At 35.8% G+C, this 13,496-nt stretch carries 8 protein-coding genes and 1 tRNA gene; 6 read left to right on the forward strand and 3 right to left on the reverse strand.

The annotated features are described in order from the left end of the window. Window positions 1-21 precede the first annotated feature (21 nt). From QHG57_RS07130 to QHG57_RS07140, 3 genes are all read left to right on the forward strand, one after another. Window positions 22-1,224, forward strand: coding sequence for a deoxyguanosinetriphosphate triphosphohydrolase (locus tag QHG57_RS07130; protein ID WP_330169015.1), 1,203 nt, complete (start codon window positions 22-24; stop codon window positions 1,222-1,224). A 30-nt stretch (window positions 1,225-1,254) separates the two neighbouring features. Next, the gene (gene argS / locus QHG57_RS07135) at window positions 1,255-3,012 is read left to right on the forward strand and encodes an arginine--tRNA ligase (protein WP_330169016.1); all 1,758 of its coding nucleotides are present in this window, start codon (window positions 1,255-1,257) and stop codon (window positions 3,010-3,012) included. 150 nt (window positions 3,013-3,162) lie between these two features. Then, window positions 3,163-5,679, forward strand: a complete 2,517-nt coding sequence (locus QHG57_RS07140) for an SPOR domain-containing protein (protein WP_330169017.1) — start codon at window positions 3,163-3,165, stop codon at window positions 5,677-5,679. A gap of 184 nt (window positions 5,680-5,863) precedes the next feature. On the opposite strand, the gene QHG57_RS07145 is transcribed toward QHG57_RS07140, so the two are convergent. Further along, window positions 5,864-6,136, reverse strand: coding sequence for a hypothetical protein (locus QHG57_RS07145; protein ID WP_330167706.1), 273 nt, complete (start codon window positions 6,134-6,136; stop codon window positions 5,864-5,866). A gap of 303 nt (window positions 6,137-6,439) precedes the next feature. Between QHG57_RS07145 and QHG57_RS07150 the strand changes: the two genes are divergently transcribed. Next, window positions 6,440-7,546: a branched-chain amino acid aminotransferase gene (locus QHG57_RS07150; protein WP_330167707.1), complete on the forward strand. Its 1,107-nt coding sequence runs from the start codon at window positions 6,440-6,442 to the stop codon at window positions 7,544-7,546. Window positions 7,547-7,652: 106 nt separating this feature from the next. Here QHG57_RS07150 and glpX read toward each other — a convergent pair whose 3' ends face one another. After that, on the reverse strand, window positions 7,653-8,639 hold the full coding sequence (gene glpX, locus QHG57_RS07155) for a class II fructose-bisphosphatase (protein WP_330167708.1): 987 nt from the start codon (window positions 8,637-8,639) through the stop codon (window positions 7,653-7,655). Between the two features lie 143 nt (window positions 8,640-8,782). Beyond that, window positions 8,783-10,099: a homoserine dehydrogenase gene (locus QHG57_RS07160; protein ID WP_330167709.1), complete on the reverse strand. Its 1,317-nt coding sequence runs from the start codon at window positions 10,097-10,099 to the stop codon at window positions 8,783-8,785. A gap of 1,295 nt (window positions 10,100-11,394) precedes the next feature. Here QHG57_RS07160 and QHG57_RS07165 point away from each other — a divergent pair. Then, window positions 11,395-11,469, forward strand: a tRNA-Glu gene (locus tag QHG57_RS07165). A gap of 788 nt (window positions 11,470-12,257) precedes the next feature. Continuing rightward, entirely contained in the window at window positions 12,258-13,472 is a 1,215-nt protein-coding gene (locus QHG57_RS07170) for an NADP-dependent isocitrate dehydrogenase (protein ID WP_330167710.1), read from the forward strand. Window positions 13,473-13,496: the final 24 nt, after the last annotated feature.

Here is a 13,496-nt window from a genome sequence, read left to right on the forward strand (position 1 = left end):
GATGATAATGGACAGCTTGCAATGGATATAGGCGATATCAACTTCAATTACCAATCTCGAGCGATCTACAGTGCTCATCCGCAAACAAGCCGTGGTCGATTATTCCATGAAACAATGAGCACCACACGCTCACCTTTTCAACGAGATAGAGATCGCATTATCCATTCTAATGCATTTCGACGTCTCAAACATAAAACGCAAGTGTTTATTGCTGATGAAAGTGATCATTATCGTACCCGCCTCACCCATTCTATAGAAGTTTCTCAAATTGCAAGAACATTAGCCCGAGCCCTGTGTCTTGATGAAGACCTAGCCGAAGCCATTGCCCTTGTTCACGACTTTGGACATACGCCCTTTGGCCATGCAGGAGAAGAAGCTCTTAATGAAGCCATGATACATTATGGCGGCTTTGACCATAATGCACAAGCCTTACGCATTGTCACAAAACTAGAACAACGTTATGCGAATTTTGATGGGCTTAATCTTACATGGGAAACTCTCGAAGGACTTGTAAAGCATAATGGCCCTCTTTTAGGTCCTTACGCGAAGAATAAAGCGGTTCCTATCGATATTTTACAATACAATGCAAAGCAAGACCTTGCGCTTGACTGTTTTGCAGGACTAGAAGCGCAATGTGCCGCTATTGCAGATGATATCGCATACAATGCGCATGATATTGATGATGGTTTACGATCGCAATTTTTAACACTCGATCAATTTGAACATATTTCACTAACAGCAGCAATATTAAAAGATATAACAGATGAGCATCCCCACCTCGACCAAGCGCGTCGCGGTTACACACTTGTACGAAGACAAATAACAACCATGGTCGAAGATGTTATCAAACAATCACAAGAAAATTTAGCACGCATCAAACCAACAAGCATAAACGATATTCACCAAGCAAAACAAACTATTGTCACCTTTTCACCGACAATAACCGTTTATGAAAAAGAACTAAAAAACTTTTTATTTAAAAATCTTTACTACCATGAACAAGTTCTTAGTCGTCGCAATGCAGCAAAATGCATTGTACAAAAATTATTCAATTGTTATTATGAAAATCCAAATACAATGCCTGAAAGTTGGCAGAGCAAAACAGTGCACTTAAAAAATCAAGAGTTAGCACGTCTGATTGCTGACTTTCTTTCAGGCATGACGGATCACTACGCTCTACGTGAATATCACCGTTTATTTGACCATACAGATCATTTCTTTTAATGGCTTTTGGCATCATCATGGAAGCTAAATATGAATATCTTTAAAAACTTCGAAAAAAAAATTAAGAGATCAATTGAATTATCTGATATAAAAGGAAAAAATGGAGAAGGTTTAGATTTATCAAAAATCACTGTTGATCCTCCGCGTGATTCCTCCCATGGTCATTTATCAACCAATGCTGCTATGGTGCTTGCAAAATCTATTGGAATCAATCCACGTGCACTTGCAGATAAAATCATAGAGCTTCTTAAAAATGATTCTTCTATCGAAAATATAGATGTTGCCGGTCCTGGTTTTATAAACATAAAGCTTACAAAATTATTTTGGCAAGATGCTATAAGGTCCATGCTTGAATTAGGCACTTCTTATGGTCGCATTCCAATGGGACAAGGAAAACGCGTCAATGTTGAATATGTCTCAGCAAATCCGACAGGACCAATGCATGTAGGACACTGCCGCGGAGCGGTTGTTGGGGATGTTCTCTCAAATTTGCTACAATTTACGGGCTATAACATCACGAAAGAATATTATATCAATGATGCTGGTCAACAAATCGAAGTCCTCGCCCACTCTGTACTATTACGCTATCGTGAAGCTCTTGGGCAAGAAATTAATGAAATTCCAGAAGGACTCTATCCTGGAGAATACTTGATACCATTGGGTCAATCGCTTGCTCAAGAGTTTGGTGACCAACTGCTCACGATGGATAAAGATGAAGCTTTATCTCTTGTGAAAGAACGTGCAATTCATGCAATGATGTCTATGATTCGCGAAGATTTGGCTGCTCTTAATATTTATCATGATATCTTTTTCTCTGAGCGAATGCTTTATGCAGATAATGCACGCGCCATTCGTAATACCATCAACGACCTCACTTTAAATGGTTATATCTACAAAGGAAAACTCCCCCCTCCCAAGGGACAAAATACAGAAGACTGGGAACCAAGCGAACAAACTTTGTTCCGTTCAACAAATGTCGGTGATGACCAAGACCGTGTTTTAGTCAAATCTGACGGTTCTTACACTTATTTTGCTGCTGATGTTGCTTATTTTCGGGATAAATTTAATCGTCATTTTGATGAAATGATTTATATTCTAGGCGCAGACCATGCTGGCTATGTAAAGCGACTAGAGGCAATGGCAAAAGCAATTTCTGGGGATAAAGCTAAATTAAGCGTCTTCTTATGTCAATTGGTAAAACTTTTTCGCAACGGTCATCCTGTACGCATGTCAAAAAGAGCAGGATCTTTTGTCACTCTACGGGATGTTGTCGAAGAGGTTGGACGTGATCCTGTGCGTTTTATGATGCTATACCGTAAATGTGAAGCACCTCTTGATTTTGATTTTGCAAAAGTAACAGAACAATCAAAAGATAACCCCATCTTTTACGTACAATATGCAAGTGCACGTTGTCACTCAGTCTTTCGTCAAGCACAAGAAGCACTTCATATTAAAAGCTTTTCAAATGATACATTAATCGCCCATCTTCATCGATTAACAGATGATCATGAAATATTGTTAATACGCAAACTTTCTGAATATCCACGTATCATTGAACAAGCCGTAGTTCATAAAGAACCGCATCGATTAGCGTTTTATCTTTATGACCTTGCCTCCAGCTTTCACACCCATTGGAATAAAGGAAGTGAAAATCTCAATTTACGCTTTATTCAACCTGATGATAAAGAGTTATCCTTTGCAAGATTGGGGTTGATACAAGCTGTTATCAATATTTTATCATCAGGACTTACCATCATAGGAGTCGAAGCACCAATAGAAATGCGTTGAAAAAGTTCTATAAATACATACAATAGATGCTCTATTGATAAACTTTGTTCATGTATCCTTGCATGAGAGGGGGAAAGTTTGTATTTTATATAATAAATCAAAATCAACCATTGATTGCACACAGATGCAAATCACCATGTGAGAAAAGCTATGAGCGATAACGATCGCAAAAATCTACACGAAACAAAACACGATCATGAACACCATGATCCTTTGGAAAAGCTTACGCGCATTTTTAATCCGCACAAACAAAGCGAAAATCAAAATGAGCAATCTTCTTTACAGACAGATCCATCAACACCTCCCCCCGAAACATCATCCCATGATGATGATTTTGATTTATCCTTTCTAGAAGAGGAACTTGAAAATAATTTAGCACATGACTTACCGTTTGATGATCAAAAAAAACAATGGGACTTGCATGCAACCAGCAACGCAACAGCCTCAAATATTGCACAAGCTGCTTCTTTCAACCATTCAAAACAAAATAATTTATCTGAAGAGAAATATTCTTCACCTAGCAGTCATGATGAAGAACAAATTTTAGATGCGCTTTCTCCATTACCAATCCAAAAGAATCAAGCACCTCAACAGAAGACAACAGCAACCAGTGCCAATTCTTTTCGTGAAAAAAGTAATCTAATTTCAAAATCAGAATCAGAAAATTTCTTTTTTGATAAATCTGAAAGGCACGAAAATAAGAGAGAGATTCCAGAATCTGTTGAACAAACCAAGCGTTTTTTACAAACAAATTCACCACAGCCTGAGACTGAGAATATACAACAAACTTATGATGATAATCAAAACCTCTATGACACTCCCATAAACCATCCCTATAAAATTTCAGCTGATCAAAAAAATTGGATTAAAAAAGATTATCCTGATGTCTCCTCTTCTACAGAGGCAAATGAGTTTTTCTCATCTTCTAACCTTGCTTCAGAAAGACAAGACACTGCAAGAAATCAAACAAAAAGTACCTTCTCCTCACCTTTAGATTCTCCACTCGTTGATAGACAATCTTATTTAAAGGGGGGGGCAGAAGAAGATCATACAACCAATTATCCCAATTTTTTTGAAGAAAACCCCTCACAACAAGAAACTTATAGCGAAAAAGTTCCAATATATAATGAGGCTCAAGCCCAATACATCAATAACGCCGAAGGTGCCTCTAATCCAAATAGAGAAATTTCATACAATGAAAATAATTTAGATGTGTTTCTTTCCTCATCACCCTCTTTGAATACAAAACAAACGGATGGCTTTTTTACCCATAACTATACGCACAGAGATACTCCCCCTCCCAATGTTGATACTTATAAATTTTCAGAGGAAATCGTAGAAAAAACTGGCCCTATTATGGTTCCAGAAGTCCCATATGAAGCGCCAGAATATGATGTGCCAACTAGTGGTGGTTTAGAAGAAGAATTTGCTGATGTACTCAATGTAGGAAATGCTCCAACGGATAATTTTTCTCAAAAACAACAGAAAAATGAAGTTTTTAGTGAAATTTTTCATCAGTCTATGCAAAATTCAAAAGAAGGTGTTTATATAAACTCTAAAGAACAAAATTCCGACTATTTTTCTGCTGCCAATATAAAATATAATCCTCCCTCTTTTAGCGAAAATTCTTCGTACTCAAGCTCAGATGAGCTTCCCACGCATCCATCGGCTCCTCCTCCCTTTAAAAGTTTTATTTTTGGTAAAACTTTCATTAAAGGTATTTTTCTACTTATTTTAATAGGAATTGGGTTTGCTAGTTATTCTCACTTTTTTATGCCATCACAAAAAAATGAAGAAACGGTCATTATCCACGCTGATAATACGCCTTTTAAATTCAAACCAGAAAAAACTGAAACGAAAAATGATGTTGCACATAATTTAGATATCTATAAACAAACAACTGAACAAAATGAGAAACAAGAAGATACACAACAATTTCTTATTGATAACTCTGAGCAACCTGAAAATTTAAAAGAATTAAATCCTGAAGAATCTTCAAACGTTTCATCTTCTTCTTTAAATGAATCTGATGTTGAAAATGCAGTCACAGAAGCCATCAATCACAGTATTCCCACGCAAGAAGTACAAACTGTTATTGTAAATCAAGATGGTACAGTTACACTAGCTCCCGTGCCTCAAACAAAGAGCAAAACTGCTGTTCAATCTGAAAAAAGCATTGATCAAACTCCTAATGAGCTTCAGGCTTCATCTTTTGTTTCGCCGCCTGATTCCGATATAGACAATCAAGAAATAGACCATGATCTCAAAAATAATATTGATAAAATAATCGCTGAAAATACTTCTAGCTCAAATATTGAAGAAAAATTTATCCCTATTCCTTCTCATGCGGAAAGAAATACACAAATTGAAACACACGCAGCGTCTCGCCCCACAACACCAAACAGAGTCGCAGCACAAAATTCAGAAAATTATTATGTACAACTTGCATCTCAACCAACGCATGAGTTAGCTAGAGATTCTTTAAAAAATATGAAGTCTAAATTTGGATTCCTTATCGGTGCCCGTTCTTTAAATATTCAACCCGCTTTTATACCAGGAAAAGGTACTTATTACCGTGTTCGGATTCAAACGCAAAATCGTAATGAAGCCATAAATCTTTGTGAAGATATAAAGAATTCTGGAGGAAGTTGCTTCATCACTCGCTAAATCAATCTAAATCAATAATGCAACGGTTTTAATCACCATTGCATTATTTATTTCAATATCATTTAATTACTTATCAAAAACTTCAGAAATTAAATCGTCTAATCTTTTTTATGTCTTTGTGCTGGCTTTATTCTTCAATCTATGTCGATTTTGACCTATTTAAAAGATTATATTTATGAAAAAACTACGTACCCTTATAGGTATAAGGTACGGGAGGGAGCGAATTTAAAGCTTTTTGGGGCGTTGTTACGCTTTGGCTTGTTTCTGGAGTATTATAATGCGAACGATATTCAGGAGATTTTGCAAAAAAAGATCCTAAAAAACCAAAAATAAACCAAATAATAACGACCGCAAGAAGAATAGCAAAAATACCCTTAGCGATTGAAACACGTTGTTCACGCTCTCTTCTTTCTGCAGCTATATGTTCTTCATATGTGTGATAATTTTTATCAATCATAGTAGATTCCTTTTCTCAATTCCCTTACCTTTAAATTTCTAGAAAATATGCATATACGAAATTATTCAGATACTTATTTTGCAAAAACGATAATCATAAATAAAAGTTCCAGTTTACTTCATCAAATTGAGAAAAAGAGGCGAGAATAGAATTAAAATATCACCATAGCCTTTGAATTTTATTATAAAACCTTTGTGTTTTATAATAAAACATTGACACAAAGGTTTTGTTAATAATAGAGTTGTCATCAAAATATCTTGTTATTTTTATTAATAAAAATAAAACATACTCAAAAGGTTTTTTATGAAATCTCCTATATCATCGCTTCCCTTTAAAATAGAAAAACATCCATCACCTCTGTCAGAAGAAAAACGTGAAGAAACTTTAAAAAGTCCCGGTTTTGGTCAATTTTTTACAGACCATATGTGTACTATTCAATGGACTGAAGACAAAGGCTGGCATAATGCCATTATTTCTCAATACAAAGCTTTAGAAATTAACCCTGCAAGTACCGTTTTACATTACGGACAGGAAATTTTTGAGGGTTTAAAAGCATACCGTGCAAAAGATGGGCGCATCCTGCTCTTCCGTCCTGATGCCAATGCACAACGCTTTATAGAATCAGCACAACGTTTAGCTATGCCAGAATTGCCAAAAGATATTTTTCTGGATGCCGTTCATCAATTAGTAAACATTGATCAAAAATGGGTTTCTGATCATCCCAACGCTAGCCTCTATATCCGTCCATTTATGTTTGGCAATGAAAACTTTTTGGGAGTTCGCCCTTCTCAAGAATATCTTTTTTGTATCATTGCCTCTCCAGTTGAATCCTATTTCAAAGGAGAAGAAAAACCTGTCAGCGTCTGGATTGAAACAGATTATAGTCGTGCCGGTCCAGGAGGGACGGGTGCTGCTAAATGTGGTGGAAACTATGCTGCAAGCTTACTTGCACAAAAAAGTGCAACTGAAAACAATTGTAGCCAAGTACTCTTCCTTGATATGGTTGAACATAAATGGATTGAAGAACTTGGTGGCATGAATGTCTGCTTTATTATGGACAATAATACGCTTGTAACCCCCCCACTTAATGGAACTATCCTTCCAGGGATAACCCGTGATTCCATCTTAAGATTAGCTCAACAAATGGGATTAAAAATAGAAGAGCGTCCTTATTCTTTTGCAGCGCTTCAAGAAGATGCAAAGAGTGGACACCTTAAAGAAGTTTTTGCTTGTGGTACAGCTGCCGTTGTCACATCAATTGGTCGTTTTAGATATAAAGGGGGAGAATTTATTATTGGAAATGAAACAGTTGGAGAAATTACAAAGCAGCTTCGTACACAATTGGTTGGCCTTCAAAAAGGGAACATAGAAGATAAAAATGGCTGGGTGCATTCTGTCCAGCTCTCATGACAATAAGGTATTCTCATATCTATATACGCTTCCATGAAAGTAGATTCTCATGGAAGCGTATTTCCTAAAAATTCCCTCTATTTTTTAGTGACTAAAAAAGAAAACATTAATCAAATTTTGAATGGTCTCTATGCTGTGCTTTAATATTACGGACTGTACCCGTATGGGAGCGCATGACGAGAGTTTCCGTTTGAATGTAACGAGATGTAAATTTAACACCAGAAAGCATATTGCCATCTGTTACCCCTGTAGCTGAAAACAAAACATCCCCCTTTGCCATTTCTTCCATTGTATAAGCCTTATTGGGATCACTAATTCCCATTTTAGCTGCACGAGCAATTTTCTCTTCTGTATCAAGCAGCAAACGACCTTGCATCTGTCCTCCAATGCAGCGCAAAGCAGCAGAAGCTAAAACACCTTCAGGTGCTCCCCCAATCCCCATATAGATATCAATACCTGTTTCTTCTGGATCAGTTGTATCAATAACAGCAGCAACATCTCCATCCCCAATCAAGCGAATCGACGCGCCTGTGGCTCGTACTTCATTAACTAATTTTTCATGACGAGGTCTATCCATAATACAAACAACAATCTGATTAACAGCCACTCCTTTAGCTTTCGCAAGAGCATGGATATTATCGGCAGGACAAGCATCTATATCCACCACCCCCTTTGGATAACCAGGACCAATGGCAATTTTTTTCATATAAACATCAGGCGCGTAAAGGAGATTACCTTTTTCAGCAATAGCAACTACAGCCAAAGAATTGGCAACATTTTTAGCACAAAGTGTTGTTCCCTCTAGTGGATCAAGTGCAATATCGATCGCCAATCCACTTTGAAGACCTACTTTTTCTCCAATATAAAGCATAGGCGCTTCATCCCGCTCACCTTCACCAATCACCACTGTACCATCAATAGGTAATCGATTAAGCTCTTGCCGCATTGCATCTACAGCAGCCTGATCCGCAGCTTTTTCATCGCCACGTCCGCGCCAGCGTGCAGCAGCAACAGCAGCACGTTCAGTAACACGTACCAATTCAAGAGTCAAAATACGATCAAGTCCATTTAAAAGCTTCTGAGTTGTGGGCATATGAAAAAATCCTACCGAATGAATACCAGAAAAAATATGAGTCCCTATTAAATACTAAGAATAAAGTTTTTGGCAAAGATGTAAATTTTTCACAAGAGATAAAAGAACTCAAGCTTGCCTTTTTGTCATTACCAAAAAAGTTATCAATTCTCTGCTATACGTTCAATACGAATAAATTGAGATTTTGCAACAAGGTGTCCATCTTTTTCAATTTCTGCAAGTGCCTGTCGTACATTCACCTCTGTTGTTTCATGCGTAATTAAAATAATTGTTTTTTCAATTTGATCTTCTACAAAAGATCTTTGAACAATCGACTCCAATGAGATGTGGTTATCAGCCATATGCCTTGCAACCGCAGCAAAAACACCAGTACGATCATGAACATTTAAACGAATAAAATAACCACCTGCATGATGCGAAATGCGCGCTTTTTTATGAGGAGCAAGTTCTAATGCTGGACGTCTTAAAACAGGTGCATACTGAAAACCAGAATACGCTTTTGCTACATCAGCCAAATCACCAATAACGGCTGATGCTGTTGCCATTCCTCCAGCGCCAGGACCAGAAAACAGTAATTCACCTAATAAATCACTTTGAATAGAAAGAGCATTGGTTACGCCATTTATCTGTGCAATCATTGAGGATACTGGTACCATTGTTGGATGAACGCGTTGCTCTATTCCAGAATCTGTTTTTAATGCAACCCCTAAAAGCTTAATCCGATACCCCAATTCATCAGCTGCTCGAATATCAATTTGCGAAATATTATGAATTCCTTCAACATAAACATCATCTAACGAAACAACTGTCCCAAATGCCAAGCTTGTCAACAAAGCTAATTTATGAGCAGTATCATTTCCCTCAATATCAAAACTTGGATCTGCTTCAGCATACCCAAGTCTCTGTGCATCTGCTAAACAATCTTTAAAGGAAAGACCTTCCGTAAACATGCGTGTTAATATATAATTGCAAGTTCCATTAAGAATACCATAAATTCGCGATATGTGATTACTAACAAGTGATTCTCTCATCGCTTTGATGACAGGAATTCCCCCTGCAACAGCTGCTTCAAAATGAAGAAAAACACCTTTTTTTTCTGCAATTATAGCCAGCTCTACTCCATGTCGAGCAAGAAGAGCTTTATTGGCTGTTACAACATGATGCCCCGCCTCAAGCGCTCTCTTAACAGCGGTATACACCACATCCAATTCACCACCAATTAACTCTACAAAAACATCAATCTCATCAGAAATAGCCAACTCCACAGGTGAATCAAACCATTTTATATCACTGAGATCAATCCCACGATTACGGCCTTTATCGCGCGCACTAACAGCAACGACTTTGATGAATCGCCCACATTGACAAGCTAAACTATTCGCTTTTTCACATAGAGCTCGAACAACTGAAGTACCAACCGTACCAAGTCCCGCAATACCAACTTTTAAAGCTTCTGCCATTATCTAACCACTGATCCCTATCTTTAATTGAAAAATCGTTTAAATGATGTGCCTATCAACACAAAGAATAAAGAATACTGATATCATCAGGATAAAGTATCCCCCTGCTCTCCTTACTGTATTTTTTTCTAATAGAATTATCCCCGCTTGTTCAATCAAAATTCCTAAAAATACAAATATTTATTTTCTTCAAAGATTCCATAACCTTTATAAAAAATCTAATTCAGAATGAAAATCTGCAAAACTGATAAATGCAAGTTGCCATAAAAAATTGCCTTACTCTATCAACAAAGGACAGAAAAAATCTCTCAAAAAAACAATCAATAATAAACTAAAGAATATTGAAAACTTGGTAAGAAAACACAAAAATATCTCTTCTACATTAATAAGTATTGAGCAAAAAACATTCTTTCATATGATATGTCAAAGAGAATAGATAAAATAAAGCAGATCGCTAGATAATATCACATTCCTTCCCACCGTTCCATAGCTTGAACTATAAATCTTTAATGCAAAAATCTTAACGCACTCATATATCAAAATAGAACCTTACATTAAAGTAAAAAACAAGATTTAATATGTGCACACTATAATTCTAAAATATTATAAATATGGAGAATAAATTTGCAAAATTCGAATATTTTACCTCAACCTATTGCCGCCCCTTTGAAAAACTAGCGAATTGAAATGACAAAAACATCAATCTTCCCTTTATTCACGCTAATTCATTTTCAAATAAAGAATCTTCTCAATAAGTAAAAGCACAAATGAAGGATTTTTAATTTTAAATTTCTTGCGGACATGTAAAAGTAAAGATAAGAAAATTATTTTTAATATATTCTGTAAAAATTGCTTTAATATTTTCATTTTTATCATACAGAATCTCTTTATATTCCGTTAAAATGAAAGTAATCTATGACTTACGCCTCAAAAAAGTTTTGTATGATTGGTATTATTTCTGAATTTGGTAATAAATATTGGATTTATACTTTATAAACTATACAGTTTTTGCTTTATGATAAGCTCAAATGAGGAATCTTTTGTATAAAGGCTCTTTCAAGCAAGTAAATAATATTCTCATATACAAGCAAAGGTAACAAACGATAAAATATGCAAAAAATAAATACATTTAAAATACTGTTTTGATCATTTTTGCCTACTACTCAAACTGAAAAGAAACAATCCAAACAGGGATTGCTCAAAAATTATTCAATAAAACACACTTTTTTCAAAAAAAATGACACAGAGGGCTTGCGAAGTAAAAAGATCCTCTCTATAAGCCTCATCATTGGTTTGCGCCCATCGTCTAGCGGTTAGGACATCGCCCTTTCACGGCGGAAACAGGGGTTCGATTCCCCTTGGGCGTACCATCATTCGTTTTCTATGTGTAATATATTCATTTTATTTATATTTTTGAAAATGAGGAATGCATAAATAAAAACGAGGGAATAAAATTCTAAAAGGAATCTCTTCGTAAAAAGGGTACAAGAATCATTAGGCGATTAATTTCTTTGTTGCATTTCAAGGATAGTTTTTACTGCGCGCAGTTAATAACAATAAAAATCGATAAAATATAAAAATTAGAGAGTTCTAGCTCGCGATACGGTAAATTTATAAGCCATATTCCTGCATATGCTGTTAATTTTTAAATTAAAACCAGCCGCATCATTTATACGTTTTGTCCAACCTTCAAAGTTGAAATTTACCCCAAAACGCATTTTATATGAAGCATTTCTAATTACAGCACCTTTGTATCACATTAAGCTTTTCTATAAATAAACAGACCGTAATCGTAGAATTGAAATGGCGATATAAAAATAGATTCTTATTCACCAAACACAACAAATCAAGAAACTATAATTTAGAATACGATCAACTTATTAAATGGAATCTCTGATAATAAAAATGCGTACTTCTCGTTCCCCAGTGATCTAACTACCTTATTTATTAAACAGATTTTTCATCAATCATAGAATAATTATAAATTTGCAAACACATCATTTCTTTTCAAAAATTAAACTCTCCAACAAAATTTTACATTCTATTGATAATATATTCTAAAAGCTCATATTTGAATGCTTTTTCCCTTGTTTTTACTTTTCATTATAAACTTGAAAGTGCTATAAAGTAGTATCGCTTAAAAGAAAAAGGACTTCTTATGGTAAAGATCAAAGTAGAAAATCCCGTTGTTGAACTTGATGGGGATGAGATGACCCGTATAATCTGGAAATATATCAAAGATAAATTAATCCATCCCTATCTCGATATTGATCTCAAATATTATGATCTTTCCGTCGAAAATCGTGATGCAACCAATGATCAGGTAACGATCGATTCTGCCAATGCTATCAAAAAATATGGGGTTGGTATAAAATGTGCAACCATTACACCTGATGAGGCACGCGTTAAAGAGTTTAACCTAAAAAAAATGTGGAAATCACCTAATGGTACAATCCGCAATATTTTAGGAGGAGTCATTTTTCGTGAACCCATTATCTGTAAAAACGTCCCCCGCCTTGTTCCGAACTGGACAAAGCCGATTATTATCGGACGTCACGCTTTTGGTGATCAGTACAAAGCAACAGATTTTAAATTTCCAGGAAAAGGAAAGCTCAGTATTAAATTTGTGGGTGATGACAATCAAGTTATTGAACATGATGTTTTTGATGCCCCAAGCGCAGGGGTTGCTATGGCTATGTATAACCTTGATGAGTCAATTCGTGATTTTGCCCGCGCATCCTTTAATTATGGGCTACAACGGAATGTTCCTGTTTATCTTTCAACAAAAAATACTATTCTAAAAACGTACGATGGTCGTTTTAAAGATATCTTTCAAGAAATATTCGATACGGAATTTAAAACTGAATTTGAAAACCGTAAATTATATTACGAACACCGTCTTATTGATGATATGGTTGCTTCTGCATTAAAGTGGTCAGGTGGATACGTATGGGCATGTAAAAACTATGATGGTGATGTTCAATCTGATATTGTTGCCCAAGGCTTTGGTTCTCTTGGTCTCATGACTTCTGTTCTCATGACACCTGATGGTAAAGTTGTTGAAGCAGAGGCAGCACACGGCACCGTAACACGCCATTATCGTCAGCATCAAAAAAATGAAGAAACATCAACAAATTCTATTGCATCTATTTTTGCATGGACGCGTGGATTAGCACACCGTGCTAAACTAGATAACAATGAGAAATTAAAAAGCTTTGCCACAACATTGGAAGAAGTTTGTATTAAAACCGTCGAAGAAGGTTTTATGACTAAAGATCTCGCACTTTTGATTGGGCCTAAACAAAAATGGCTTTCTACAACAGGTTTCCTCGATAAAATTGATGAGAATCTCAAAAAAGCAATGGGCGATTAGTTATTACTTAAATTAAAATTCAAA

This window comes from Bartonella grahamii subsp. shimonis (genome assembly GCF_036327415.1).
GTDB classification, from domain to species: domain Bacteria; phylum Pseudomonadota; class Alphaproteobacteria; order Rhizobiales; family Rhizobiaceae; genus Bartonella; species Bartonella shimonis.